At 59.6% G+C, this 25,996-nt stretch carries 29 protein-coding genes and 1 tRNA gene; 20 read left to right on the top strand and 10 right to left on the bottom strand.

Annotation, left to right across the window (positions count from 1 at the left end):
• The 4 genes from ACYBHZ_RS14060 (at position 1) to ACYBHZ_RS14045 (ending at position 2,289) form a co-directional block, all read left to right on the top strand.
• Complete coding sequence (locus tag ACYBHZ_RS14060) at positions 1 to 546, top strand: 6,7-dimethyl-8-ribityllumazine synthase (protein ID WP_460274914.1); 546 nt, start codon at positions 1 to 3, stop codon at positions 544 to 546.
• The gene (gene nusB / locus ACYBHZ_RS14055) at positions 543 to 1,028 is read left to right on the top strand and encodes a transcription antitermination factor NusB (RefSeq protein ID WP_460274913.1); all 486 of its coding nucleotides are present in this window, start codon (positions 543 to 545) and stop codon (positions 1,026 to 1,028) included. The genes ACYBHZ_RS14060 and nusB overlap by 4 nt, the downstream gene beginning before the upstream one ends.
• Before the next feature lie 165 nt (positions 1,029 to 1,193).
• Entirely contained in the window at positions 1,194 to 1,502 is a 309-nt protein-coding gene (locus tag ACYBHZ_RS14050) for a hypothetical protein (protein ID WP_460274912.1), read from the top strand.
• A gap of 319 nt (positions 1,503 to 1,821) precedes the next feature.
• Complete coding sequence (locus tag ACYBHZ_RS14045) at positions 1,822 to 2,289, top strand: MmcB family DNA repair protein (protein ID WP_460274911.1); 468 nt, start codon at positions 1,822 to 1,824, stop codon at positions 2,287 to 2,289.
• Between the two features lie 7 nt (positions 2,290 to 2,296).
• Here ACYBHZ_RS14045 and ACYBHZ_RS14040 read toward each other — a convergent pair whose 3' ends face one another.
• Complete coding sequence (locus tag ACYBHZ_RS14040) at positions 2,297 to 2,488, bottom strand: DUF6324 family protein (protein WP_460274910.1); 192 nt, start codon at positions 2,486 to 2,488, stop codon at positions 2,297 to 2,299.
• Positions 2,489 to 2,636: 148 nt separating this feature from the next.
• Between ACYBHZ_RS14040 and ACYBHZ_RS14035 the strand changes: the two genes are divergently transcribed.
• Both ACYBHZ_RS14035 and gtfA read left to right on the top strand, forming a co-directional pair.
• A tRNA-His gene (locus tag ACYBHZ_RS14035) sits at positions 2,637 to 2,713 on the top strand.
• Positions 2,714 to 2,893: 180 nt separating this feature from the next.
• Positions 2,894 to 4,363: a sucrose phosphorylase gene (gene gtfA, locus ACYBHZ_RS14030; RefSeq protein WP_460274909.1), complete on the top strand. Its 1,470-nt coding sequence runs from the start codon at positions 2,894 to 2,896 to the stop codon at positions 4,361 to 4,363.
• A 342-nt stretch (positions 4,364 to 4,705) separates the two neighbouring features.
• Here gtfA and ACYBHZ_RS14025 read toward each other — a convergent pair whose 3' ends face one another.
• Entirely contained in the window at positions 4,706 to 5,038 is a 333-nt protein-coding gene (locus ACYBHZ_RS14025; protein WP_460274908.1) for a DUF6476 family protein, read from the bottom strand.
• Here ACYBHZ_RS14025 and ACYBHZ_RS14020 point away from each other — a divergent pair.
• Positions 5,037 to 6,068, top strand: a complete 1,032-nt coding sequence (locus tag ACYBHZ_RS14020; protein ID WP_460274907.1) for an RluA family pseudouridine synthase — start codon at positions 5,037 to 5,039, stop codon at positions 6,066 to 6,068. The genes ACYBHZ_RS14025 and ACYBHZ_RS14020 overlap by 2 nt on opposite strands.
• Here the strand turns inward: ACYBHZ_RS14020 and ACYBHZ_RS14015 are convergent.
• Entirely contained in the window at positions 6,065 to 6,364 is a 300-nt protein-coding gene (locus tag ACYBHZ_RS14015; RefSeq protein WP_460274906.1) for a DUF4386 domain-containing protein, read from the bottom strand. The genes ACYBHZ_RS14020 and ACYBHZ_RS14015 overlap by 4 nt on opposite strands.
• A gap of 14 nt (positions 6,365 to 6,378) precedes the next feature.
• On the opposite strand from ACYBHZ_RS14015, the gene ACYBHZ_RS14010 reads away from it, so the two are divergent.
• The 7 genes from ACYBHZ_RS14010 (at position 6,379) to ACYBHZ_RS13980 (ending at position 10,109) form a co-directional block, all read left to right on the top strand.
• Complete coding sequence (locus tag ACYBHZ_RS14010) at positions 6,379 to 6,609, top strand: hypothetical protein (protein WP_460274905.1); 231 nt, start codon at positions 6,379 to 6,381, stop codon at positions 6,607 to 6,609.
• An 18-nt stretch (positions 6,610 to 6,627) separates the two neighbouring features.
• Positions 6,628 to 6,831, top strand: coding sequence for a LysR substrate-binding domain-containing protein (locus ACYBHZ_RS14005; RefSeq protein ID WP_460274904.1), 204 nt, complete (start codon positions 6,628 to 6,630; stop codon positions 6,829 to 6,831).
• Positions 6,832 to 7,015: 184 nt separating this feature from the next.
• Complete coding sequence (rpoH, locus tag ACYBHZ_RS14000) at positions 7,016 to 7,912, top strand: RNA polymerase sigma factor RpoH (RefSeq protein ID WP_460274903.1); 897 nt, start codon at positions 7,016 to 7,018, stop codon at positions 7,910 to 7,912.
• Between the two features lie 551 nt (positions 7,913 to 8,463).
• On the top strand, positions 8,464 to 9,258 hold the full coding sequence (locus ACYBHZ_RS13995) for an esterase/lipase family protein (protein WP_460274902.1): 795 nt from the start codon (positions 8,464 to 8,466) through the stop codon (positions 9,256 to 9,258).
• A 91-nt stretch (positions 9,259 to 9,349) separates the two neighbouring features.
• Positions 9,350 to 9,667 carry a DUF4389 domain-containing protein gene (locus tag ACYBHZ_RS13990; protein WP_460274901.1) on the top strand — a complete coding sequence of 106 codons (318 nt, stop codon included), beginning with the start codon at positions 9,350 to 9,352 and terminating at the stop codon, positions 9,665 to 9,667.
• Positions 9,664 to 9,822, top strand: a complete 159-nt coding sequence (locus ACYBHZ_RS13985; RefSeq protein ID WP_460274900.1) for a hypothetical protein — start codon at positions 9,664 to 9,666, stop codon at positions 9,820 to 9,822. The genes ACYBHZ_RS13990 and ACYBHZ_RS13985 overlap by 4 nt, the downstream gene beginning before the upstream one ends.
• 17 nt (positions 9,823 to 9,839) lie before the next feature.
• Positions 9,840 to 10,109, top strand: a complete 270-nt coding sequence (locus tag ACYBHZ_RS13980; protein WP_460274899.1) for a DksA/TraR family C4-type zinc finger protein — start codon at positions 9,840 to 9,842, stop codon at positions 10,107 to 10,109.
• Between the two features lie 132 nt (positions 10,110 to 10,241).
• On the opposite strand, the gene ACYBHZ_RS13975 is transcribed toward ACYBHZ_RS13980, so the two are convergent.
• Genes ACYBHZ_RS13975 through ACYBHZ_RS13960 form a run of 4 tightly spaced genes read right to left on the bottom strand, consistent with a single transcriptional unit; the run spans position 10,242 to position 13,836 of the window.
• Positions 10,242 to 10,712, bottom strand: coding sequence for a GNAT family N-acetyltransferase (locus ACYBHZ_RS13975; RefSeq protein ID WP_460274898.1), 471 nt, complete (start codon positions 10,710 to 10,712; stop codon positions 10,242 to 10,244).
• On the bottom strand, positions 10,709 to 12,529 hold the full coding sequence (locus ACYBHZ_RS13970; protein ID WP_460274897.1) for a M3 family oligoendopeptidase: 1,821 nt from the start codon (positions 12,527 to 12,529) through the stop codon (positions 10,709 to 10,711). The genes ACYBHZ_RS13975 and ACYBHZ_RS13970 overlap by 4 nt, the downstream gene beginning before the upstream one ends.
• A gap of 60 nt (positions 12,530 to 12,589) precedes the next feature.
• On the bottom strand, positions 12,590 to 13,534 hold the full coding sequence (locus tag ACYBHZ_RS13965) for an alpha/beta fold hydrolase (RefSeq protein ID WP_460274896.1): 945 nt from the start codon (positions 13,532 to 13,534) through the stop codon (positions 12,590 to 12,592).
• Positions 13,535 to 13,548: 14 nt separating this feature from the next.
• Complete coding sequence (locus ACYBHZ_RS13960) at positions 13,549 to 13,836, bottom strand: SCP2 sterol-binding domain-containing protein (RefSeq protein WP_460274895.1); 288 nt, start codon at positions 13,834 to 13,836, stop codon at positions 13,549 to 13,551.
• A gap of 97 nt (positions 13,837 to 13,933) precedes the next feature.
• On the opposite strand from ACYBHZ_RS13960, the gene ACYBHZ_RS13955 reads away from it, so the two are divergent.
• The 5 genes from ACYBHZ_RS13955 (at position 13,934) to ACYBHZ_RS13935 (ending at position 19,116) form a co-directional block, all read left to right on the top strand.
• Positions 13,934 to 14,491: a tetratricopeptide repeat protein gene (locus tag ACYBHZ_RS13955; protein WP_460274894.1), complete on the top strand. Its 558-nt coding sequence runs from the start codon at positions 13,934 to 13,936 to the stop codon at positions 14,489 to 14,491.
• Between the two features lie 36 nt (positions 14,492 to 14,527).
• Positions 14,528 to 17,419: a helicase-related protein gene (locus ACYBHZ_RS13950; protein WP_460274893.1), complete on the top strand. Its 2,892-nt coding sequence runs from the start codon at positions 14,528 to 14,530 to the stop codon at positions 17,417 to 17,419.
• Positions 17,420 to 17,425: 6 nt separating this feature from the next.
• A complete protein-coding gene (locus ACYBHZ_RS13945) occupies positions 17,426 to 17,806 on the top strand; it encodes an RNA-binding S4 domain-containing protein (RefSeq protein ID WP_460274892.1) in 381 nt (126 codons plus the stop codon).
• 53 nt (positions 17,807 to 17,859) lie between these two features.
• Positions 17,860 to 18,198 (top strand): ferredoxin FdxA, encoded by a 339-nt coding sequence (gene fdxA, locus ACYBHZ_RS13940; protein ID WP_460274891.1) that lies wholly within the window; start codon positions 17,860 to 17,862, stop codon positions 18,196 to 18,198.
• Positions 18,199 to 18,606: 408 nt separating this feature from the next.
• Positions 18,607 to 19,116 carry a CarD family transcriptional regulator gene (locus ACYBHZ_RS13935; protein ID WP_066705623.1) on the top strand — a complete coding sequence of 170 codons (510 nt, stop codon included), beginning with the start codon at positions 18,607 to 18,609 and terminating at the stop codon, positions 19,114 to 19,116.
• 70 nt (positions 19,117 to 19,186) lie between these two features.
• Here ACYBHZ_RS13935 and cobS read toward each other — a convergent pair whose 3' ends face one another.
• Positions 19,187 to 19,939: an adenosylcobinamide-GDP ribazoletransferase gene (gene cobS, locus ACYBHZ_RS13930; RefSeq protein WP_460274890.1), complete on the bottom strand. Its 753-nt coding sequence runs from the start codon at positions 19,937 to 19,939 to the stop codon at positions 19,187 to 19,189.
• Positions 19,940 to 20,027: 88 nt separating this feature from the next.
• Between cobS and cobT the strand changes: the two genes are divergently transcribed.
• Positions 20,028 to 21,032: a nicotinate-nucleotide--dimethylbenzimidazole phosphoribosyltransferase gene (gene cobT / locus ACYBHZ_RS13925; protein ID WP_460274889.1), complete on the top strand. Its 1,005-nt coding sequence runs from the start codon at positions 20,028 to 20,030 to the stop codon at positions 21,030 to 21,032.
• Between the two features lie 42 nt (positions 21,033 to 21,074).
• Here the strand turns inward: cobT and ACYBHZ_RS13920 are convergent, their stop codons facing one another.
• Both ACYBHZ_RS13920 and ACYBHZ_RS13915 read right to left on the bottom strand, forming a co-directional pair.
• A complete protein-coding gene (locus ACYBHZ_RS13920; protein WP_460274888.1) occupies positions 21,075 to 22,964 on the bottom strand; it encodes a monovalent cation:proton antiporter-2 (CPA2) family protein in 1,890 nt (629 codons plus the stop codon).
• Between the two features lie 170 nt (positions 22,965 to 23,134).
• Positions 23,135 to 25,942, bottom strand: a complete 2,808-nt coding sequence (locus ACYBHZ_RS13915) for a hypothetical protein (RefSeq protein WP_460274887.1) — start codon at positions 25,940 to 25,942, stop codon at positions 23,135 to 23,137.
• Between the last annotated feature and the right edge of the window lie 54 nt (positions 25,943 to 25,996).

Below are 25,996 nucleotides of genomic sequence, written 5' to 3'. Positions count from 1 at the left end.
ATGGCCGCCAATGAACAGCATTATACGCTCGACCTGCCGACATTCGATCAGCCGGTGAAAATCCTGATCGTCGTTGCGCCTTATTACAAGGACATCGCAGACGAGCTGGTCGCCGGGGCCAAAGCCACGGTCGAAGCCGTCGGCGGCACTTGGGATCTCGTCGAGGTGCCGGGCGCGTTGGAAGTGCCGACCGCGATTTCCATCGCTGACAAAATGTCGAACTTTGACGGCTACGTGGCGCTCGGCTGCGTCATTCGCGGCGAAACCACCCATTATGATACGGTTTGCAACGACAGCTCCCGCGCGCTCCAGCTCATGGGGCTGCAGGGCGTCTGCATCGGTAACGGCATTCTGACCGTTGAAAACCGCGAGCAAGCGGTTGTCCGTGCGGAAAGCAAAGGCCAAAATAAAGGTGGCGGCGCGGCGGCTGCGGCCTTGCATCTCATCGCGCTTTCGCGCAAATGGGCCAATCCGAGCAAGGGCGTGGGATTCCACGCGGACGCGATCAAGCTTGCCGGACAGCCTGACGAGAGCACAAAAGCATGACTGAAGAGAACGAACATCTGAAACCGCCGACCAAGCGCGAGATGAAATCTGCCGCCCGGCTCTATGCCGTGCAGGCCCTGTTTCAGATGGAAGCCTCCGACATGACCGTCGATAAGGTGCGCCGCCAGTTCTACGATCACTTCTTCGGCCTCACGACTGAGGAAGAGGGTGAATTCATCGACGGTGACAGCGACCTGTTCCACGAGATCACCGAGATCGCCGTGAACGATCAGGCCAAGGTTGACCAAATGACCAACCGAGCGCTTGTGGCGAAATGGCCAATCGCTCGGATCGACTCGACGCTGCGGGCGCTTTTCCGTGCGGCAGGGGCGGAGCTTCTGTCCGGGCGCACCCCGCCGAAGGTTGTGATCGTCGAGTTCGTGGATGTGGCAAAGGCCTTCTTCCCGGAAGGGCGCGAGGCAAAGTTCGTCAACGCGGTGCTTGATCACATGGCTCGCGAAGCGCGTCCTGAGGCGTTTTAACGCAAAGGGAAAGCGCTCCACGAAGCGCTCTCACCGAAATAATCTATGAAGACGCCCTGCAAATCGCGGGGCGTTTTGCATTTGAGCGCTGCGACGGAATGGAACTGGAAAAAATTGCAGTTTCTGCTACAATTTTTGAATATGTCCTTCGTCGGAGTGCAGACCATGCCCAAGCTCGTCAAGCTTTACATCACACAAGTTCTGATTGGCTTTGCCATCGCTGCAGCCTTTGTGGGCGCGCTTCTGTACTTCAATGTCGCCAATCTTTGGCATCTCGTGACGCATACCGAGGCGGGGATCATCGCGGTGATCGTGCTTTGGTTTGCCAATGGGATCGTATTTTCCGGCGTTCAGTTCGCCATCTCCATCATGCGCATGGCTGGCAAAGACGATGACGGTCAGGGCGGTAAGCGCGATGAGCTTCCGCTCATGGCGATGCAGCCGGTGCCGGTGGAAGCAAATCAACGCCGTTGAGAGCTCTACGTTTAAAACAAGAAAACGCGCCCTTTGAGGCGCGTTTTCTTGTTGGGGCCTTTGAAAAAGGCGGCGGGGGACCACAGCATCCGTAGCAGCGCATTTTGCTCCCGAAGCCTGAAAAATCAGGTGGGCGCCAGGTAACTGGACCAGGATCCAGACAGAGCCAGCTCCCATTCGGTTGCGTAAGGCCACCGGAGACTTGCGCCCATGTGTACGAGAAGAGCAGATCCCGCCTGAGGCCCGAGATAGGGCTTTGTTGGGGAGACGACAAGGGGGAGGCGTTGAAAATCGCGCGAGACTGCGGCAGGGTCCGGCCATGACCGATACGTTCCTCACCTCCGCCCAACCCGGCCAGCTTTTGGCGCGCGGTGTCAGCCGCCACCTGCGGTCCTATGATTTCGCCTGTGTCGAGGAATGGGTGCCGACGCGCGGGCTCCGGGTCGATGTGCTGGCTTTGGGCGCGAAAGGCGAGGTCTGGGTGATCGAGTGCAAATCATCACGGGCCGATTACATGTCCGATGCCAAATGGCAGGGCTATCTCGACTGGTGTGACCGGTTTTTCTTTGCTGTCGATGCGGATTTCCCAACGGAGATTCTGCCCTCTGAGGCGGGGCTGATCATCGCGGATGCCTATAATGCGGAAATCATTCGGATGCCTGATGCAGACAAGCTTCCCGCTGCGCGCCGCAAGGCCGTTCATCTGAAAGCGGCGCGCGATGCCGCCGCGCGTTTGCAGGGCTACCGCGATCCGGGCGTGGCCGCACTCTTCGGAGGGGACGCGTGAGACGTCCTTACTTGGACATCTTGCGGGCCTGAGCCGCAGCCGCGCGGAGTTCTTCGGCGATCTCTTCCGCTTCTTCGGGCTCGAAATCCATCGGAATTTCGATGCCGCCATTGGCTTCGATGAACATGCGCACCATGCCGAGCGTGGTCGGCCCGATTTGCAGGTTGGCTTCGAGGTCGCGTTCCGAGTTGATGCCCATGGGAGCTCCTTTTGATCTGCCCCGAGATACGCTGTCGCTTTGCATGACGCAAGAGGAACAGAAGGCGGCGGGCAATCGGGGCTTTTGACATTTTCTCGCAATCTGCCTCTTGCATTCATCTGCCCGCCTCGTTAAATCCCCCGTCAGTGCCGCCTTAGCTCAGTTGGTTAGAGCGCCTGATTGTGGATCAGGAGGTCCCCCGTTCGAGCCGGGGAGGTGGTACCACCCTTTCTTCAAAATTTGGAATTCTCTCAGCCAGTTGCCTGTGCTGTGAATACGCTTGCGCCCGGTCGTCTATGCTTGCGCGACTTTATTGTGCCTCTTGTCGTGGTGTCATGCTGCGTATAGGGCGGAGTTGGGGCGCTAACGTACGTCCTGTAGATTTTGGCAGCGCAGGAACATCACATGAAAAATCAGGTTCAGCTCATCACTTACGCCGATCGTCTGACGGGGGCCGGTTTCCCCGCGCTGAAAGAGATGCTCGAAGGCCCGCTCAAAGGCCTCTTTGGCACCGTCCATGTGTTGCCGTTCTTTGACCCGATCGACGGGGCGGATGCGGGGTTCGATCCGACCGATCACACCACTGTCGATCCGCGTCTCGGGACATGGGCGGATGTGCACGCGCTTTCGATCGGCACCGATGTGATGGCCGACATGATCGTCAATCACACCTCCGCGCAATCGACGGCCTTTCAGGATTTCCTTGCAAAAGGCGCTGAGTCTGAGTTTGCCGATATGTTCATGACCTATGGTAAGGTTTTCCCGAATGGTGCCACGGAAGAGGATCTTCTTGCGATCTACCGTCCGCGCCCCGGATTTCCCTTTACAAAAATGCGCTTTGGTGACGGCAAACACCGCCTCGTTTGGACGAGCTTCACCGAGAACCAGATCGACATCGACGTGAAAAGCCCGGACGGCGCGGCCTATCTCGACCGTATTTTCGATGCCTTCTCCGAAGGCGGCGTGTCCTCCATCCGCCTTGATGCGGCGGGCTATGCGATCAAGAAAGCTGGCACGAGCTGTTTCATGATCCCGGAAACCTACGAATTTCTGGGCGTTCTGGCGCAACGCGCCAAGGCACGTGAGATGGACGTGCTTGTCGAGATTCACAGCTATTATCAGGATCAGATCGACATCGCGAAACGCGTGGATCGGGTCTATGATTTCGCGCTGCCGCCCTTGGTGCTCCATGCGCTCTACACCGGCGACGCCGCCCCGCTTGCGAACTGGCTGGACATCAGCCCGCGCAACGCGATCACGGTTCTGGACACCCATGACGGTATCGGCGTGATCGACGCCGGGGCCAGCACGGATGGTCGTCCTGGTCTTCTGAACCCGTCGCAGATCGACAATCTGGTCGAAACCATGCACGAAAAATCCGGCGGCACCAGCCGGGAGGCCACGGGGGCAAAGGCCTCCAACATGGATCTCTATCAGGTCAACTCGACCTATTTTGACGTGCTGGGACAGAACGAGACGGAATATCTCATCGCGCGCGCGGTTCAGTTCTTCGCGCCGGGTATCCCGCAGGTCTATTACATCGGCCTTCTTGGCGGGACCAATGACATGGAGCTTTTGCGCAAGAGCGACGTCGGGCGCGACATCAATCGGCACTATTACACCGAAGACGAAGTCACCGCTGCCCTTGCCACGCCGATGGTCCAAGAGCTTTGCGAGCTGATCCGCTTCCGCAACAGCCATCCGGCCTTCAAGGGCGCGTTTAGCTTCACCACCCCATCCGAGGGTGTGATGGAGATGAGCTGGAGCGCTGGCGAAGACCACGCCGTGCTCACAGTGGACTTCAAAGAAAAAAACGCCGCGGTGCGGCACAAAACCTCGGGCGAAGACGAAAAGGCATTTGAGATCAAGTCTTGATCCATGACGCGCTGCGGCGTCTTTTGGGTGCGGCAAAATGTAGCAGTTTTGTGAATTTTGTGATATCCTTCCAAAAAGGGAGGAAAAAATGCATCTTTATTTCGCGGGCGCGGTTTATGCCGCCTTTGTCATGTCACCGATCCTGTTTTTCGCTCTCATCAGTCGTGAGCTGAGCCGGGATTTGTAAAAGCACAATGGGGAAGACGGAGGGATGGGAGGTCCCTTCGTCTTCCTTGAAATCCATTGGGGGGAGGCGCCGGCGGGAACGTGAAAGTTCCTCCGGCGTTCATTTTTGTAAAACGCGTTTAGAGAGAGGACGGGACGTTTGGGGCTTGCGCCCTCTCAATTCGTAGCCGTGTTGATGGCAACACGCTGGCGCAGAGTGCCCGTCGCGGCATCGAAAATCAGAATCTCATTCTCCGCGACAATCGCCACCCAATCAGAGCCACGGGTGAAGGCTTCGGGCGTGACACCCTTCGGAATATCGAGCGTTTCGGGCAGGTCGAAAGAGACGGATGTGGACGCCAAATCCTCGGCGGACGGGAAACGGGTGACAAAGGACACGATCAGCACTAGAAACCCGACAATCATCACCACCAAAAGTGTCATGACCAGTCGGCGCAGAAGCGTCAGCCGGGCGGCATCTTTCGGGTCAATCTCTACCGGATCGCTCATGTCTGTTTCTGCCCCTGTCGTCAAAGTCGAATTCGTGATCGCGGAAAACCCGCCCAAGCGCCTTGATAAGGCGATTGCCCGCGATGTGCCAGAAGAAGCAGTGCTGTCGCGCTCGCGTCTCGTCAAATTGCTCGCGGATGGTGCGATCAAGGTGAACGGCACTGTGGTGATGGATCAGAAGGGCAGGGTGGCGGAAGGCGACCAGATCGAGATCACGGTGGAAGAAGCCACCGAGGTCGAAGTGCAGGCGGAGGACATCCCGCTCGACGTGATCTACGAGGACGAAGATCTGATCGTGGTGAACAAGCCCGTCGGCATGGTGGTTCACCCCGCGCCCGGCTCCCCGTCGGGCACTTTGGTCAATGCGCTGATGTTCCATTGCGGCGATACCCTGTCGGGCATTGGTGGGGAGAAGCGTCCCGGCATCGTGCATCGGATTGACAAGGACACGTCCGGGCTCTTGGTTGCTGCGAAATCCGACAAGGCGCATCAGGGGCTCGCGAAACAGTTCGAGAAACACACGGTTGAGCGGAAATATTACGCGCTGGTTTATGGCGCGCCGGACCCGATGGACCCACGTCTTCGTGGTGTGAAAGGCGTGAGTTTCGAAGGTTCCAACATCCTGCGCATCACCTCTTTTCTGGGGCGCCACAAAACGGATCGCCAGAAACAGGCGGTTTCTTTCACGGAAGGCCGTCACGCGGTGACACGTGCGCGGGTGGTGGAGCTGTTCGGCACACCGCCGCAGCTTGCTCTGGTGGAATGCTGGCTTGAGACCGGGCGCACCCACCAGATTCGCGTGCATATGGCGCATGCCGGGCACGGGCTGGTCGGGGATCAGACCTATGGCGGGCGGCGCAAACTCAATCACAAAGCGCTCTCGGACAAGGCTCGGGCGGCCGTGGATGCGTTCCCGCGTCAGGCGCTTCATGCGGCGGTTCTGGGCTTTGTGCATCCCGTCACGCGTGAAGATATGCGCTTCGAGGCGCCGCTGCCCGAGGACATGCAGCACCTCTTGGATCAGCTTTAAGCCGCAGCGCTCGCCATGTGGCGGTGACCGAACAGGAGCCAAAGGCAAAATGCGGTCTCCGACACCAGTGGGATGAGATAGACGAGTTCTATCTTTGCCGCGAAGTCGGGGGCGAGCAACGCCGAGAGGCTTCCAACCAGATACACCGCAGCAGAGGCCATGAGCAGAGGCGGCAGCCAGTTCGGAGCGATCTCCGCGCGGCAGAGAAGCTGCGCCATGAGGGCTGTATTGAGCGCGAAGAAGATCAACCCGAGGTCATAGCCATCGGCATGAGCGGCGAGCAATGCGGGAGCCAACTCCGGGGCCTGCAGTGCTTCGGTCGTTTCGCCCGCGTGAACTCGATCTCATTGCCCGCAAACTCGGGGATGAGCGCGCGTATCTCTATGCCTCGCGGGACTATGCCGCGCAGATCGAGCATGACATTGCTTCTGGGCTGATGAGGGATGTGTCCGAGGCCGACGTCATTGGCTTCGACAGCGGGCCAGAGCTTCGGCTGGCTTTGGAGGGGATCGGGCTGAGCGTGACGCCAGAGCGGTTTTAGACCCTGTCCAATTCCTTTTTGGTGGTGCTGGATATGATCCGATCCGGGCTTGGGGTGGGCATCTTGCCCGAGCGGGTGGCCGAGCGGGAGCAGGGAGTGGTTCGTGTTGGTGACCTTCCGCCGCTCAGCTATCCGCTCGGGATCGTGGCGCATCGGGAGCTGCGAACATCTGCACGTATTCGCGCGGTTTTCGACGCTTTGGTGCAGAATATCACTTTGTAACAGAGGCCACGTTGGCGTGATTTCAATGAAATCTAGTGGAAGAACGGCGGAACCGGGCTCATCTTTCGTTTAGACCTTGAGGATAGAAACGCGTTGCCGCCCCTTGAAAGCGCTAACAGCGCTTCCTAAATGGAATGTTAAGCCTTATAACATGGGCGCGTATGACGCGGGAGAGATGTGAGACATGAGTAACTATGCGAATTTGCCGGCTCCGAGTCCTGAACAGGGGCTGAACCGCTATCTGCAAGAAATTCGGAAGTTCCCGATGCTGGAACCCGAAGAAGAATACATGCTCGCCAAACGCTGGGTGGACCACGAAGATGCGCCTGCCGCGCATAAACTGGTGACGTCCCACCTGCGCCTGGCGGCAAAAATCGCCATGGGCTATCGTGGCTATGGCCTGCCGCAGGCCGAGGTCATTTCCGAGGCCAACGTGGGCCTGATGCAGGCGGTCAAACGCTTTGACCCGGAAAAAGGTTTCCGTCTGGCGACCTATGCCATGTGGTGGATCCGCGCGAGCATTCAGGAATATATCCTGCGCTCGTGGTCTCTGGTCAAACTCGGCACCACCTCGGCGCAAAAGAAACTGTTCTTCAACCTGCGCAAGGCGAAAGCCCGGATCGGTGCGTTTGAAGAGGGTGATCTGCATCCGGACAACGTCAAACAGATCGCGCATGATCTGGGCGTGACCGAGGATGAGGTGATCTCGATGAACCGCCGCATGTCGGGGGGCGACGCCTCGCTCAACGCCACGGTCGGTAGCGATGAGGACGGCTCTGCGCAATGGCAGGATTGGCTCGAAGACGAAAGCGCCAACACTGCCGCCGATTACGAAGCGCGGGATGAAATGGAAACCCGCCGCGAGCTGCTCGTGAAGGCGATGGATGTGCTCAATGATCGTGAGAAAGACATCCTGATGGAGCGCCGTTTGAAAGATCAGCCGATGACCCTTGAGGAGTTGTCCGGTAAATACGATGTGTCGCGCGAACGCATTCGCCAAATCGAAGTCCGTGCTTTCGAGAAGCTACAGACAAGGATGCAGGAGCTCGCGAAAGAACAGGGTCTTCTCGAACAGGCCTAAGCGCGAAACTCAAATGCAATGGGGCGGTCTTCGGGCCGCCCTTTTTACGTCTCGATGCAGCCTCGATGCCCACAAAAAAGTGACGGTTTTGATGCGGATCAAGGCCGGATTATGCGACTCGGGGTATTCTTGAGATGTTGGATAGGCAAGAAAAGGAGGAGACATGAGAATGTTCCGCGCTTCTGGCTCAGACAACATGGAGGATCCGCCGCAATAACCGGAACCTCCGGCTTAGGTCTCTTGGATCCGTGGAGGGATATCCGAGGGCAAGGGTGGAGAAGACGGTTTGAGGATTCGCCGGGTGCTGCCGATTGAGGCTTTGAGACCCCGGATGAAGCGAGACGGAGGAGCATGTGCCCCCTCGCTCAAAGGGCCAACACCCGGAAGAGTCCTCCCGGTAGGGGGAGGAATCCTTAGGGAGGTACAAGTGGATAGGGCGCCCCTGATCGGGCGCCCGTGTTCGTTTCGGGGTATGCGCTTTTTGAGTCCTGTGCAGCTCTGTTTTTGTACCTCCGCTTGCAGCTATGCCACCTGATCGCCATATGTTTGATATGACGCGTTTTCTTATTTCCTTGGTCTGTGTTTTCGGACTTCTGAGCGCTCCCGCCACTGCGGCCCCGCAGGGTGAGGCTGGATCACAGGTTCAGGACACGCCGGGATGCGTTATCCTGCTCCACGGTCTCGCGCGCACGGATCGATCAATGGACCTCTTGGCCTACACTTTTCAGGCTGCCGGCTATGAAGTGGTGAACCAATCCTATCCCTCGCGAGAGGCCCGGATCGCGCTTTTGGCTGACCCGGCGCTTCGTGGCGCGCGGGCCTCTTGTGCCAAGCTGTCCCCCGATACCCCGCCTGCAGTTGTGACCCATTCGATGGGGGCGATCCTCTTGCGCAGCTTTGCGGCGGATCATCCGGAGATGGACTGGGACCGCGTGGTGATGCTTGGACCGCCCAATCACGGGTCTGAAATCATCGACCGTTTCGAAAGCTTCGCCGCGTTCGGGCTCGCCAATGGTCCGGCGGGCTTACAGCTTGGCACAGATGGTCTGCCGAAGACATTACCGCCCGTACCCTTTGAGACGGGCGTCATTGCCGGGAGCCAGTCGCTTAATCCCATCCTGTCGGCTGTGGTTGAGGGCGAGGACGACGGCAAGGTGTCTATCGAGAGCACAAAGGTGGAGGGAATGAGCGCGCATTTGACCCTGCCGGTGACGCACACGTTCATGATGCAAAACCCGCGCGTGATTATTCAAACGCTGAACTTCCTTGAAACCGGCGCTTTCGACCCCGATTTGAGCATGGTGAAGGCGTTACAGCGGCTTTGGGCGCTCGCCGATACCGAGTAAGCGCCAATGGATCACGCCGGAGATTTTGGTCCCGCGCCTGACGCGCTACACTTGATAACGATGACAACAGAATCACACAGGGAAACACGCTATGGCCGACCCGCATGAATTCGATCACGTGATGCCCGAACTCGGCGCGACACGGGAGAAGCGGCCCGAGGAAATCACGGAGAACATCGGCGCGCGTATCCTGTTTTCCATTCTTATCTGGATCATGATGAACCTCGCCTCGACGATCATCGGGGTGCTTGCGATCCTGCAGGCCGTCATTCTTTTGCTCAACAACAAGAAACCGAATGCCCGTGTGGCCGATGCGGGAACCGATATGGGCATCTGGTACGCGAAGGCAACGCGCTACATCACAGGGGATAGCGAGGTAAAACCGTGGCCCTGGACGGAACTGGATTGAGCCGCTGGAAGCTCGGAGCGGCTGCGGCGGTTGTCTTTGCTTTGGGGATCGTTGCAGGACGTGGGCTTGAGCGATGGATCTACGAGGATGCCTGTCTGGATTTAGGAGGCGGGCGGAACCCGACCGGCTATCCGGTCTGTGTGATTGAAAAGTAAACGGAAAGGCAAACGCCATGGCGGGCGGATGGGCAAAAGACGGGGCGGTGAGCGAACAGATCGAAGCCTCGATCAGCGACGAGCTGGCACGGATGAAACAGCACCGCACGCCGATTGGTGAGAGCTTTGCGGAATGCGCGGAATGCGGCGAGGACATCCCGGAAGCCCGACGCAAAGCCATCCCCGGCGTCAAACTTTGCATCGACTGCCAGCGTGAACGCGACAGCAGCTTTAAACCGCGCGGCGGGATCAACCGGCGTGGCTCGAAAGACAGCCAGTTGAAGTGATCAGGCCAGTTTAAGAGATTAAAGCGTTTCTACTTAAACCTGAATCAGGGTTTGAGCAGAAACGCGGTGCAACGTCCAAGCGGAGCGGGCGTTTCGACTTTATGTGATAGATCAAGTTAAAGTCGAAACGCTTTAGGAGAGGGGCAGCCGCATGATGTGCTGCGGTCCGAACCCACCATCGAGATACAGCGCGTTCGTGTCGATGAACCCGCCCTTGAGGTAAGCTTTCCGCGCATTCGGGTTGCGGCAGTTCACGGTCAAATAACAGGCTGAATATCCCGGATAAGTCACACTCAGATAAGAGCGTAACGCAAGGCAGGCTGCGGAGGCGTAGCCTCGGCCCTGAGACGCGTGATCAATCAGAAACTGACGAAGGCCCAGAACGCTATCAGGTGCAAAATCGTGATGCTCCGCATAGTCCCGGTCGATGGCGAAAAAGCCGACGGGTTGGCCTTGGGCGAGGATTACATGACCATCGCGCGCCGCACCGCTGGACAGGGTGACAGAGGGCAGATCGGCAAAGCCCGCTTGGTCGGGCGGCAAGGAAAACCCCGCGAGACGGCTCACGTCTTCGCGGGGCAGAGGGGCGAGCGTGATGCTCACTCCATCGCTTCCAGTTCGTCGATGAACCCAGAGATCATCGACAGGCCTTTGTCCCAGAATTTTGGATCAGAAGCGTCGAGGCCAAAGGGTTTGAGAAGCTCTTTGTGATGTTTTGAGCCACCCGCCTTGAGCATGTCGAAATACTTCTCTTGGAACCCGTCCGGTTGCTCCGTGTAGGCCGCATAAAGCGCATTCACGAGCCCGTCGCCGAAAGCATAGGCGTATACATAGAAGGGCGAGTGGACGAAATGCGGGATGTAGGACCAGTAGGTTTGATATTCCGGGAAGAATTCAAACGCCGGGCCGAGGGATTCGCCCTGCACCGACATCCAGATTTTGTTGATTTCTTCCGGGGTGAGTTCGCCGCCGCGCCGCGCTTCATGCAGTTTGCATTCGAAGTCGTAGAAGGCGATCTGGCGCACGACCGTGTTGATCATGTCCTCAACTTTGCCCGCCAGCATCACCTTGCGCTCGGTCTGGGTTCTCGCGCCTTTGAGCATCTGTTGGAAGGTCAGCATTTCGCCGAACACCGACGCGGTTTCCGCGAGCGTCAGCGGAGTATCGGCGAGCAGTTCGCCTTGGCCCGCAGCCAGCACTTGGTGCACGCCGTGACCCAGCTCGTGCGCCAGTGTCATCACATCGCGCGGTTTGCCGAGGTAGTTGAGCATCACATAGGGGTGCGCGTCGGTCACGGTCGGGTGGGCAAAAGCGCCGGGCGCTTTGCCCGGTTTCACGCCCGCGTCGATCCAGCCTTTGGTGAAGAACGGTTCGGCAATCTCCGCCATGCGCGGATCAAAGCCCGCATAGGCGTCCATCACGGTCTTGCGGGCCTCGTCCCAACCGACGGTGCGCGTGGCTTCCAGAGGCAGCGGCGCATTGCGGTCCCAGACCTGCAACTTATCGAGGCCAAGCCAGCCGCGTTTCAGTTCGTAGTACCGGTGAGAGAGTTTCGGATAGGCCGCGACCACAGCGTCGCGCAGCGCCTGCACCACTTCGGGTTCCACGTCATTGGAGAGGTGACGCCCGGTTTGCGGCGTCGGCATGCCGCGCCATTTGTCCTCGACCTGACCCATTTTGGACAGGGTGTTGTGAACGCGGGCGAAAATTTTGATGTTGTCGCCCAGAACCTTGCCGATCTCGCGGGCGGCGGCCTCGCGGACCGAGCGGTCCTGTTCGGTCATAAGCGTCGTGGTGGCCTCGATCCCGAGCGTCTCGCCATTCACTTCGAATTTCAGGTCCGCAATGGTTTCATCGAACAACTTGTTCCAAGCGGAGGCACCGACCACGGACATGTCGTGCTCATAGCGCTCCAGCTCGTCGGAAAGCTGATAGGGGCGCATTTTGCGCATGCGCTCGAAGATCGGACGGTAGCGGGACAGGCCATCATGCGTGAGCATGTCTTCGAGCTTGTCTTCCGGGATGCGGTTCACTTCGAGCGAGAAGAACACCAGAGGCGCGGTGAAATTCGTGATCTTGTCCTGAATGTCGGAGAGGAATTTCGCGCGTTCGCCATCGACCGTGTTCTGATAGTAGAGCAGTCCTGCGAAAGAGCCGAGACGTCCGGCCACCTGCGAAATCCGTTCGTTGCGCAGGATGCAGTCATGCATGCCCTCGCCGTCGAGATCAGCCAGCTTGCCCTCAAAATCCTCTGCAAAGCTGGCGCAGGCTTCTTCGAGCCAATCCAGATCGCGTTTGACCTCGGGCGCGTCGGTCGCAGGGTAGAGATCGGTGAGGTCCCAATCCGGCAGGTCTCCGAACGCGTTATGCCCGCTCTGGGCGTTTTGATCGAAAACCGGTGTGGGAAGGGTGAACCGCATCGCATCTATCCTCTTGTTGTTTCTCAACAGATAGGGCGTCCGGCGGACGGATGCAAAGGATCAGGCGGCGATTTGATCGGAAAAAAGCTTGGCGAGATGGTCATAGAACAGCTTGCGCGTGGCGGCCGTCTCCATCGGGATCTCGTGACGGGCTCCGGACACTTCGATCAATTCGCAGGAGTGCCACCGCGAGGCGAAGGCGCGCACCGCGTCAGTGTTGACGATCTTCTCGTCCAATCCGAGGAAGCAGAGCACCGGGATGTCGGGCATGGGATGGTCAAACGCCCAGTCGTTTTCCGTGATGGCCTCTGACACCCAATGGGACGAGGGGCCGCCGAGGGACAGGTCTGGCTGTTCAACGATCTGACGCGCCATATAGTCGAACATCTCGCGGTCTGAGGTCAGCAGATTGTCCTCAAACCCATGCCAGAGCATGTAGCTCTCGGGTTTCGTTCCGGGCGCGCGCAGGTTCTGCAGGCCAAGCGCATGTAAAACGGGGGAGACGAAGCGCGCCAAAAGCTTTTGGACCGGAGACAGGCCGATCCCCCACATCGGGGCGGAAAAACCTGCGGCTTTGAAAGGCTTGCCCTCGATCAGGGCGCGCACGCCGATCGCGCCGCCCATGGAATGCCCGATCAGGAACCACGGTTTCGGCATGGCTTTTTCTTCGGCCAGTGCGATGACCGCATCGAGGTCTTTCTGGTAATCCGCGAAGTCTTCTACATGGCCGATGCGGCGATCTTTGAGCAGGCGGTCCGCGATGCCCTGTCCGCGCCAGTCTATGGCGAGCGAGGCAAAGCCGCGGGCGGCGAAATCCGCAGCCCCGCGGCCATATTTTTCAACGCATTCGGTGCGTCCGGGGAGAATGAAAACCGTGCCCTTCGCATCCTCTTTGGGCCAGAACCCAACGCGAATGCGCACCCCGTCGGAGGCGGTAAGCCAATAGGCTTCTCCGCCTTCGGGGCCGTCTGCAAGATCGGCAAAAAAGGGTGCGGGCTCGGCCATCTCGGGTGTCCGGATCAGGCCAGAGCAGCGCCGAGCTGCATGGCGAGGCCCATGTCGCCATCGACCGAAAGTTTGCCCTGCATGAAGGCTGCGGTCGGGTTGACGTCGCCTTCGATCATGCCTTGAAACGTGTCGAGATCGGCGGTCAGGGTCACGTCTGCGTCGTCATCGGATGCGCGCACGCCGTCAGCGTCCACAACGATGGCGCCTTCGCCTTCGATCACGAATTTCGCAACGCCTGCGCTAAAGCCGTCGATTTTCTCGGACAGGGCTTCCACAGCCTTGGTGATGATATCGCTCATTTGTCGTCCTCCGGTTGTCTGGCGCGCCATGTGTTCAGCTTTGCCACTTATTTGTGACTATGAACATGGGGGTCAGAAAGCTACAATCCAGATCGTTATGAAGAGATTACGACAGTTTCTCAAATGTGCCGTTACGTTCGGGCTGTTTTTTGCGGCCTCCGGCGCTTTTGCCGCGGATGCGGCGAAGCTTGACGAGCTGTTTTCGGCGCTTGCGAAGGCCGATCCTTATGACGCCTCCCGGATCGAGCAAGAATTGGCTCTGGAGCTGTCGCGGTCAGGTTCTGATGCGATGGACCTGTTGTTGGAGCGGGGCCGTGCGGCGCTTGATGCCGGGGATATCTACGCCGCGATTGATCACCTGACCGCCCTTGTGGATCACGCTCCGGATTTTACAGAAGGCTATAACGCGCGTGCGACCGCCTACTATATGGCCGGGCTTTACGGGCCGGCGATTCAAGATATTGCCGAGGTTTTGAACCGTGAGCCGCGCCATTTCGGAGCGCTTTCAGGCCTCGCGCTGATTCTCGAAGACATCGGCGATGAGCAGCAGGCGCTGTCCGTTCTGAAAAAGCTCGAAGAGATACATCCGAATATGGCGGGGCTATCTGAACGGATCGCCCGGCTTGAACTGGCGCTCGGTGGCGTGTCGCTCTAAGGTCCCCATTGAAAACGCGAGACAGGACGACACGCTATGACGAGCGCGATGGGCGGCGGCCGGATCACGGCTGTACTTGGCCCCACCAATACAGGCAAAACCCACTATGCGATCGAGCGCATGCTGGCCCACCGAACAGGTGTGATCGGCCTGCCGCTGCGGCTTTTGGCGCGCGAGGTTTACGACAGGATCGTGGCTGTGCGCGGCCCGTCCGTCGTGGCGCTTGTGACCGGTGAAGAACGCATCGTGCCGCCACGCACGCAATATTGGGTCTGCACCGTCGAGGCGATGCCGACGGGTATGGGGGCGGATTTCCTCGCGGTCGATGAGATCCAGCTTTGCGCCGACCCGGAACGGGGCCACGTGTTCACGGACCGTTTGCTCCATGCGCGCGGCACCCATGAGACGCTGTTCATGGGCTCTGACTCCATGCGTTCGGTGATCGCCGAGCTTGTGCCGAAAGCGCAGTTCATGCACCGCGACCGTTTTTCGCGTCTGACCTATGCAGGTTCGAAAAAGATAAGTCGAATGCCCGCGCGCGCCGCAATCGTCGGGTTTTCGGTTGATGATGTCTATGCCATTGCCGAGCTTCTGCGCCGTCAAAAGGGCGGGGCGGCGGTGGTCATGGGGGCTTTGTCCCCCCGGACCCGCAACGCGCAGGTGGAAATGTACCAGAACGGCGATGTGGATTACCTCGTCGCCACGGATGCGATCGGCATGGGGCTCAACCTTGATGTGACCCACGTTGCGTTCTCTTCTACGGTGAAATTCGACGGGCGGCGGATGCGCCATCTGATGCCGAACGAACTGGCGCAGATCGCGGGCCGGGCGGGGCGGTATCAGACCGACGGGACTTTCGGAGTCACGGGGGAAGCGGAGCCATTTGATGTCGAAGTGATCGAGGCCATCGAGGAACACCGCTTTACCCCGCAGAAGAAACTCAACTGGCGCAATCCCCGACTTGAGTTTGGCTCGCCGGACAGGTTGATCGCCTCTCTTGAAATGGCGCCCTCGGATCCCGCTTTGGTGAAAGCGCGGGAGGCGGACGATCTGCAGGCGCTCAAGACGCTGTCAACCTTGCGCACAGTGCGTCCGCGACTTCGCACAGCGCGGGACACGAAACTGCTCTGGGACGTTTGCCGCATTCCCGATTTTCGTGGAATCAGTCATGGTGAACACACGTCACTTCTTGAGCGAATATTTGAATTTTTACACGAATATGGGCGCGTTCCGGACGATTGGATGGCTCAACAGGTCAAACGCATTGACCGGACCGAGGGCAATATCGACACTCTGTCTAAAAGACTCGCCTATATCCGCACTTGGACCTATGTTGCGCAGCGCGAAAACTGGGTTGATGACGAAAGCCATTGGCGCGAGGCAACCCGCGCTGTAGAAGACCGACTGTCGGATGCGCTGCATAGTGCACTGACGCAAAGATTTGTGGACCGGCGGACGAGTGTGCTCCTTCGGCGGCTCAAACAGAAGGAGGGCCTTGTGGCCGACGTGAACGACAAAGGTGAAGTGACGGTTGAGGGCGAATTCGTCGGCCGTCTTGAGGGGTTCCGCTTTATGCAGGACAAAGCCGCGACCCCGGATGAGGCCAAGACCCTCGCCGCTGCCGCCATGGCCGCTCTTGCGCCAGAATTCAATCTGCGCGCCGACCGGTTTTACAATGCACCCGACACGGAGATGGATTTCACCGACCAAGGTGGCCTGATGTGGGGCGAACATGCCATCGGGAAACTCGTTGCTGGCGATGACGCGCTCAAACCGCGCGCCGTGGCCTTCGTTGACGAGGGTGTTGCGCAGGATGTGGTGGACAAGGTCCAGCGCCGTCTGCAGCATTTCATCGACCGCAAAGTTGCGACCCTTTTTGAACCGCTTCTGAACATGTCGCGCGACGAGACCCTGACAGGGTTGGCGCGTGGCTTTGCGTTCCGTCTGGTTGAAAACCTCGGTGTCATCCCGCGTGAAGCGGTGGCCCAAGAGGTCAAAGAGCTGGATCAAGACGCCCGTGGCGCGCTGCGCAAGCACGGTGTGCGCTTTGGTCAGTACACGATCTTCATGCCGCTGCTTCTGAAACCAGCGCCGACGCGTCTGCGTCTTCTGCTCTGGGCTCTGAATGCGAAATTCGACGAATTCCCGGATGCCCCGCCGCCGGGTCTGGTGACCATCCCCGCCGTTGATCAGGCCCCTGACGGGTATTACCCGATGTCTGGTTACCGCCTGTCTGGCGAACGTGCGATCCGCATCGATATGCTGGAGCGTCTGGCCGACATCCTGCGCTCCCAAGACAGCCGTGGCGGTTTTGAAGCCACGCCGGACATGCTCTCGATCACGGGTATGACGCTCGAACAGTTTGCCGATCTCATGGGCGGGCTGGGCTACAAGGCCGAGAAGGGCGAACGCGTCAAAGTCAAAACCGTCGATCAGGTCGTCTCCGATGACGCGATGCCCGCTGGCGAAGCCGAAGTGCCGGAAGCCGCTGATCTCTCCGGCGTGGCCGCCGAGATCCCGGACGAAGGTGAAGCCCCGTCTGCCGAGATCGCGGAGCCGGTTCCGGCCGAGGACGAAGCCGCAGAATTCGACGAGACCGAAGTGCCCGAGGGCGTCGCTGTCGATGCGGGTGTTGTCGAAGACGAGACCGAAGAGTTCTACACCTTCACTTGGGGTGGCAACCGCAATGCCAACCGTGGCCCCCGTCGCCAGAACGCAGGCGGTGACCGCCCGCAAGGCAAAAAGGGCGGTGGCAAGCCTCAGGGCAAAAAAGGTGGCAAGCCGCGCCGTGAGGGTGGCCGTGACGGCGGCAAGGGGCATGGCGGCAACCAGCCGAAAACCTTCTCCTCCCGCCCGCCGAAGAAAGAGAAAGCCATCGACCCGGACAATCCGTTCGCGGCCCTGATGGCGCTGAAGGACAAGAAGTAAGTCCATATGGAAAAGCGGGAGACCATTCGTCTCGACAAGTGGCTGTGGTATGCCCGCTTTTTCAAAACCCGCGGGCTGGCGGCGAAAACCGTCACCGGCGGGCATGTGCGGGTCAATTCCTCGAAAGTGGCGAAAGCGGCAACCTCTGTCGGTTCGGGCGATGTTTTGACCTTTCCGCAGGGGCGGCATATCCGGGTGATCCGGATCGAAGCCTGCGGGACGCGGCGTGGCCCGGCGCCGGAAGCACAGTCGCTTTACGAAGACCTGAGCCCACCGGAGATCAGCAAGGACCCTGTTCCGTCTGTGCCACGGTTTGAGGGAAAAGGTCGCCCAACCAAGAAAGATCGGCGCATGACGGACCTTTCGCGCCCAGACATGCTTGAATGATCGCGCGCTTGCCGCTAGCAAGTGCGGAAGTAATCAGATTTGGATGAACCGCAATGACATACGTCGTGATTGATAACTGCATCTCCTGCAAATACACCGATTGCGTGGAAGTCTGCCCCGTGGATTGTTTCTACGAGGGTGAGAACATGTTGGTGATCCATCCTGATGAATGTATCGACTGTGGCGTTTGCGAACCGGAATGCCCGGCTGACGCGATCCGCCCGGACACTGAGCCGGACATGGAGAAATGGGTCGAATTGAACCGCAAATACGCGGAGCTTTGGCCGGTGATCCTCGAAAAGAAAGACCCGATGCCGGGTTACGAGGACAAGGACGGCGAAACCGGAAAGCTTGAGAAATACTTCTCTGAAGAGCCCGGCGAGGGCTCCTAAGCGGTCCTTTCGCAGTCGCGGCGATGATTCGCCTTTGAATTGAACACACCCGAGTTATCGTTTTTGAAGCGTGTATCGCGCTGACCAAGCGGTAAGTAATTGGAATCCCGTGTAACCCCCTGAAAACCGTGCCGATATCCGGTCGCAGATGGCGCGATGCTTTCTTTTGACCAAATTTTATGGTATAAAGGGGGGACCATATAAGGGCATATCGACCTCAACCCCCTGAAGCAGAGCTTTTTCGGGGATTGAGTTTTTCGCGCCTCTTACACCGTCGTCGAAGGTCGTTATGCCGTCAACGACATCGTCCAATGGCTTTTGTGTGTGCCATGCGGACGGGGTGAAAGAGACCGAAAGGTCGGTGGCCTGCGTGGTGTAAACGGTCCCGTCTGAGGAAAAAACCTGCAAATGAGCAAGACCAAGAAATCCGAATTCCGCCCCAACGATTTCGTTGTTTACCCGGCCCATGGCGTTGGCCAGATCATGTCGATCGAGGAACAGGAAATCGCGGGCATGTCCCTCGAACTTTTCGTCATCGCCTTTGAGAAAGACAAGATGACCCTGCGCGTGCCGACAAACAAGGCCGTGGAAAGCGGGCTGCGCTCGCTGTCTTCGCCGGAACTGGTGCAGGACGCGATGAAGACCCTGAAAGGCAAGGCCAAGGTCAAGCGCGCCATGTGGTCCCGCCGCGCTCAGGAATACGAGCAAAAGATCAACTCCGGCGACCTGATCGCCATTGCCGAAGTGGTGCGCGACCTGCACCGCACCGACGATCAGCGCGAGCAGAGCTATTCCGAGCGTCAGCTCTATGAAGCGGCTCTTGACCGCCTGACCCGCGAAGTCGCTGCCGTGTCCGGCACCGGTGAAGCGGAAGCTCAGAAGAAAGTGGACGACGTTCTGGTCAGCCGCGCTGCCTAAGACGTTCCGTCTTAAGCTAATCGTTAGAACCGCCGCGAGGGAGACCTTGTGGCGGTTTTCTTATGCGGGGTTACACCAAGGCCGTGAACACGGTGAGCGCGGCGATCTCCCCGAGCAATTGAGTAGCCCCCAGAACATCCCCCGTTTGCCCGCCGATCTTCGTTTGCGCGATCCGTGCAACGGCATAGGTGGTCGCCACGATGGCTGAGCTGGCAAGAATGGTCGGAACAAAGCCGACCACGATCCAGGATAAGAGAAAGGCGATGACTGCACCGAGGCTGGCGGCATCGCGTGGCGGGCGTCCCGTTGTGACCGACAGTCCGTCTTGGCGCGCATGGGGCAGGAGGGTCATGAGATAGGGCATCGCGGCGCGCGACAGCATGGCGGCGGCGATCATACCGGTGACGATCACGTCCTCATGCGCCAAGGATGAGAGCGCGGTGAACCGGAGCAGGAGGGCAAGGATCAGGGCAAGGACGCCATAGGCACCGATCCGGCTGTCGCGCATGATCTCAAGACGGCGCGCGCGGTCGAACCCGCCCCAGAACCCGTCTGCGCAATCTGCCATCCCGTCCTCATGCATTGCGCCTGTCGTGATCACCAAGGCCGCCAAGGCAAAGCCGGCGATCAGCCCCGCTCCGAGCCCGAACCAACCCGCGATCGTGGCCACGGCTCCCGCGACCAAGCCGACCGCCAATCCGGCCAGAGGAAAGGCCCATGCCGATTGAGCGCTGCGCTCGAAACCGGCGCGCACCGGAATGCGAGTCAAAAGCGCGAGCGCTGTGGCGATGTCGGGGGCTTGCGGTCTGAAACGTAGGGTCATGGCATCCTCGTGAACATTCGGTCCTGTCCTTGCTCACCTACAGGGGATAGAAGCTCGGTGAGCCGAATTCAATGAGGGAGACTTGGGCATGACTTTTTCCGATCTTGCAGGGTTCGAGGCGCTTTTGAAAGCGGCTCCGGGGCCGGATCTTGGGGCGAAAGCAGGGGCGGAGGCGCGCAATGGCCAGCTGACGAAGCCTGCGGGTTCGCTTGGGCGGCTTGAGGAGATCGGGATTTGGTATGCCGCATGGCGCGGGGAGGCGCGGCCCAGCATCTCTCGCCCACAAGTGGCTATTTTTGCGGGCAATCACGGGATTGCCGCGCGTGGCGTGTCGGCCTTCCCGACCGAAGTCACCGTGCAGATGGTGGCGAATTTCGAGCACGGCGGCGCTGCGATCAACCAACTTGCCCGCAACGCCGGAGCCACGATGTCGATCCATCCGATCGAATTGGATCGCCCCACCGCAGACTTTACCGAAGCCCCCGCGATGACTGAGGCGGAATGTGTCGCCGCCCTGAAAGTGGGCTGGGAGCAGGTCGATCCGCAGTCGGATTTGCTGGTCGTTGGCGAAATGGGCATAGGGAACACAACGTCTGCTGCGGCGATTGCCAATGCATTGTTCGGTGGCGCGGCGGCCGATTGGGTTGGGCGCGGCACCGGGGTCGATGACGCCGGGCTGAAGATCAAGGAAGAGGTTTGTGCGGCGGGCGTTGCCCTGCACGGGGACAAATCTCCCTTGGACATTCTTGCCTCGCTGGGCGGGCGCGAGGTGGCGGCGATGGCGGGCGCGATCGCACGGGCGCGGCATCTGCGTATCCCGGTGGTGCTCGATGGCTTCATTTGTTGCGCGGCGGCGGCCACGCTTGAGAAAGCGGTGCCGGGTGCGCTGGATCACTGTATCGCGGGCCATGTCTCTGCCGAAGCGGCTCACGGGGCGGTGTTGCGCGGCATCGGTAAGGAGCCACTTCTGTCGATGGGGCTGCGTTTGGGCGAGGGCTCCGGCGCGGGGCTGGCCATGCCTTTGGTCAAAGCTGCCGTGGAATGCTTGTCGGGCATGGCGACCTTTGCCGAAGCCGGGGTGTCGGACAAGTAAAGGACGGGAGGTCAGCGTTGTCTCACTGTTTTGAGAAGCGCTTTAGGCTGCACTGTCTTTCTTGCGGCTCTGTTCCAACTGCGTGAGCAGCGCCGCTTCGAAATCCTTGTCGAGCGTTTTCGAGCGCTCGATATAGGCCGGGTTCTCGGACGTGGGTTTGTTCGGCTCCCAAAGTTCCGCCAAAGACCGCAAAGCTTCGCGATCATGTTGGTAATAGGCTTTTTCAGTCATGGCCGCGTCATATTCGGAGAAGCCCATTTCCTCGAGCACATACCGTCCGGCGCGCAGACTGCTGTCGAACATCTCGCGCACGATTTTATCGGCCCCGGCTTTGTAGAGTTCATAGACATGGATACGGTCACGGGCGCGCACGATGATGAAAAGATCGGGCCGCAGGGACCGTGCGTATTTCACGAGACGGGTGGCGGCTTGCGGGTCGTCGAGCGTGATCACCAGAACCCGTGCGGTATCGATGCCCGCCGCGTGCAGGAGTTCCGGACGGGTCGGGTCGCCAAAGAAGCCTTTGAACCCGAATTTGCGCATCAGCTGAATGGTTTTCAGATCGTGATCCAAGACGGTGGTTTGAAAGCCGGAGGCCTGCACCAGCCGGTTCACCACTTGGCCAAAGCGCCCGATGCCCGCGATGATGATTTTCTGCTGATCATCGATGTTGTCTTCCGGCTGATCTTCCACCCGTTCCGACAGTTTCGTGCGCAGATAATCATGCAGCATGAAGAACAGCGGCGTGAACATCAGCGACAAGGCGATGACCAAAAGCACGCGCTCGCCGAGATAAGACGACAGCACGCCTTGTTGCAGTGAGAAGGTGGTGAGCACCATGCCGAATTCCCCGGCCTGAGCCAGAGAGAGGGTAAACAGCCACTGCGCTCGCTTGCGCAGTTTGAAGATCAGCCCGATGGCGAATAGGATCACGCCTTTCAGAACCATCAGAGCCACGGTCAGGCCGACGATGGTCAACGGGTCGTGGAAGAGAACGGTGAAATTGATCCCGGCCCCGACTGCGATAAAGAACAGGCCGAGCAGCAGGCCTTTGAAGGGTTCAATCGAGCTTTCCAACTCGTGGCGGAATTCCGAGTTCGCCAGTACGACGCCTGCGAGAAAGGTGCCGAGCGCGGGGGACAGGCCCACGGCACTCATCAAAAGCGCAATGCCGATGACGATGAGCAGGGCCACGGCGGTGTAAATCTCGCGCATGTTGGCGGAATGGATGTAGCGAAACACGGGGCGGGTGAGGAAGACCCCGGCCAAGATGATCGCGCCCACAGCGCCCAGCGTCACCAGTGTGACCTGCCAGCCGGGGAGGCCGGCCACGAGAGAGGCGCCATGCGTTGCGGCATCATGGGCCGCGTCAGCTCCGCGGCTGATCGAGCCATCCGGGTTGAGCTTGAGCTGTGATCCCACCGCCAAGAGCGGCATGAGTGCCAGCATTGGGATCACTGCGATATCTTGTGTGAGCAAGACAGAGAAACTTGCTCGACCTCCGCCGGTATGGATCAGCTTCTTTTCTGATAACGTCTGCAAAACCACAGCCGTGGAGGACAAGGACAAGATCATCCCGAGCGCCAGCCCCGTTTGCCAGGTTTGCCCCGCCCAGATCGCCAGCCCCATAATCGCCGCTGTCGTGAGTGTGATCTGCAACCCACCGAGGCCCAATAGCTTGTGCCGCATCTCCCAAAGGCCGCGCGGGTCCAGTTCCAGGCCGATCAGGAAGAGCATCATCACCACACCGAATTCGGCAAAGTGCATAAGGTCGGTGCTTTCCGAATGCTGGATCATTCCGAACAGCGGCCCGATGGCCATCCCGGCTAAGAGATAGCCCAGAACCGACCCGAGCCCGAGACGTCGGGCGAGAGGCACGGCCACGACCATAGCTGCAAGATAGATAACGGCTTGGGTCAGTGCGCCTTCCATCGGCGAGGCTTCCTTTCATCGGAGCAAAGGGGCGGTCTCAGCCCATAGTCATGTTTCGCCTTAAAGAGATAAAGGCTTCTTAGGCATCGACAAGTGACGAATGTCGTTTTCCGGCATCGCTTTGAGCTTATTCCGAAAAAGACATGTCGCAATCGACGGTGGATGAGAACTCAACCGCCGATTTCAAGCGTGATCGCGCGGCCGTGTTTCGCATAGGTAAGGCTGTCCGAGGAAATCGATTGAACCTGCCCACCATCGAGCTTGTCGCCGACTTTCACCTTGGCAAAGCGCCCCGAAGGCAAGCGCACCAAAGCGCGGCGGTCGGAGCTTGAGCCGTAGACCCCCATCAGGTTCAGCTTGCGCAAGTTGATCGCATTGTTGACCGTCGCAGCGCGGGCGACATTGGCCGGGCCGCTTTTCGGGAGCGTGCTCTCAGGAACGCGCGCTGTGACCTTTTCAGCTGCGGAACTGGCGGTCGTCCCGGCATCTGCCGCAGCAGCAGCGGCCGCTTCGGCGGCGCGGGCAGCAGAAGCGAGTTTCTCAAAATTCTGTGGCCGGGCTTTCGGAATGAGCGAGGCCGTCACGACAGGGGCAGTCCGATCTGCTTGGTCAGCACCGGAGGACCGCGCCTCTTCAGCCGCCAGTTCCTGCGCCGAAGCCGGGCGCGGCTGCGGTTTGATCCGACCAAGTTCCGCACGGGTCAGACCGCCCAGATTGGCCTTTTCGTTGTTCTCGACCAAACTTTCGGGTCGCAGCTTCGGCTGAAACTTGGCAAGGGCAAGAAATTGCGGATTGTCTTCATTTTGACGCGCGGGAGCGAGGGCGCTTTCCACGGCTTCATCCACGGCACTGCCGGGGCGCGGTTTCGGGGTGGCCGCTGGACGCCCGGCATACACCACCGCGCCATCGGGCATCACGGTGCCGTCAGGCGTCGCACGAATGAAACCGTCCTCATCGTAATCGTAACGCGTCCCCAAGGGCGCGGGCGGCAGGGCGGCACGCGGGGCTGTCTCGCCGACATGGCGGGAGGCTTCCGGCAGAGCAACGGCATCCTGCGAGGCGATCTTGTGGTCGATGGACGCTGTATAAAGCGCGTTCAGATCATCTTCGACGCTCTCTCCCGTCCCGGAAACTGGGGCCAGCGGCCAGATGCCCGTCGCGGCATACCGTGCGGCGAGAGCTTCGGTGTCGAGCGCATCCTCGGCAAGCTCTTCGGACGGCGGCGCAGGGACGGTGGCTTGTTCGAGAAGTTCGGGCGTCAGCTCGGCTTCTTCGTCTTCGGCGTTGGTCTCCAACTGCGCGACGTCGGTTTCATCCGTCGATGTGTCGGTCTCCGGCAGCAGGGTGCTCTCGGTTGAGGTTTCCTCACTGCCCGGAGCGGGAACGATGGAGCTGCTCTGCGTGTCTTCAACAACTGGCGGACTGTCTGAAGTGTCGCCGTCCGGGAGCAACCCGGCAGCGAGGCCAGCCAACAGCAAAAGTACGACCAGACCGCCGGTGAGTTTAAGACCGAAATGGCGGGGTTTGTTGCGGGCTTCGCGGTTCCTGCGACGTGCACCGAAGACGGTCAGAGCCTCTGCCTCGTCCTCGGAGTTCTCAACACGGTCGAGACCCGCAGCCCGATCCGACAAGGGCGACATGTCTTCGCCCGCTGCGGATGAGGTCTTTGGCAAGGGGGCTTTGACGATGTCTTCCGTTGAGGCAACGGGCTTGCTCGCGACCTTTGCGGCGGGTTTCTCCGCCGATTTCGCAGCGAGCGAAGACAGAGATTTCAATTTGCCCAACGCACCTGCGCCATTGCGCGCCTTGCCAACTTGCGGCTCCACCTTTTTCGCGGGGACGATGGGGGCAGGCATGGGCGGCGGCTCGGGCAGGGGGGCGGCTTTGCCCGGGCGTGGCGCTTTGGGTTTCGGAGCCTCTTCGAGCTCCTCAATCGGCAGTTCGGCAGATGTCACGGAAAGCTGTGGCCGCTCTACAGGCGCGTCTGCACCGGGCACATCGCCAGTGTCAGAGGTCTCAGCTTCGGGTTTACTGGCCTCTTTGCCAAGGGAGGGGGCAATCGCGGAGAGAACGCGGGACGGTTGAGCCGACAGGATCGGCGTGGCCTTCGCTGTCGTTGTGTCAGCCTTGGCGTCCGGTGTCTCGCTCTCAGTCTGTCGCCGACTGTGAAAGGTCGATGTCGGGACGTTTGTTGGTTCAGAACTCTCGGGTGGGAGCTTTTCCTGTTCCGCTGGAGACGACTGTTCTTCCGGAGCGGTGTCTGCCTCTGCGGGAGGTGTCTCCGCCAAAACGCTGTCTTGTTCCTCGGGGGCGGTTGATGCGGTTTCGTTCTCCGCGAGAGGAGGCGACAGGGTCTCGGGCTCCTCAGTGGAACCAGCGGTGTTTTCTGCCAGAGTGTCCGTCGGGGCGATCAGCGGTTCCGCTGTTGGAACGGCGCGCTGGGGCAGGATTTCGATGGGCTTGCTGTCTGGCTCAATGACGCTCTCGGCGCCGATCAGAGTGTCGGCATTGCGCGCACGGCCGAAAAATGGTTCGCCCTCGAATACGCCGTCTGCGGGCATGGCAATGAAGGACACGGGATTAAACCGATGCTCCATCGCAAAGCTTTCCGCTTCGTCCAGCGTTTCGCGGGCCAAGACGGCGATCTGGATCCTTTGTCCCGCCACGGTGCTGTCCCACACGAGATCGTCCAAAGCGTAGGGCGTTGCGCCATCCAGAGCGGCTCGAATGGCAGCGTCACGTTCGTCCGGTCCGGGGTCGGGGATGTCGCGATACAGGATTTGGCTGTCCGGGATCACCAACTTGGTGGCAAGGCCTGCGGTGGAAATGGTGGTCGCGCGTTCGCGCAATTCGGCGAGTTTCGCGGCCATATCCGGATCATCAAGCGCGACTTCCCCCGTGATGTGCCATCCATGCGAAGCGCGGTGCAAAAGCATGATGCCGTCATGGCTCAAATTCAGGGCAAAATTCGGTTTCATTTCCGTATGCTGGCTCGACTGGTCCCGGGGTCACGGGGCACCCTAACGCAGCTT

The sequence above is a fragment of the Celeribacter sp. ULVN23_4 genome, assembly GCF_054788345.1.
This window is presented reverse-complemented; position numbering and strand designations above follow the sequence as displayed.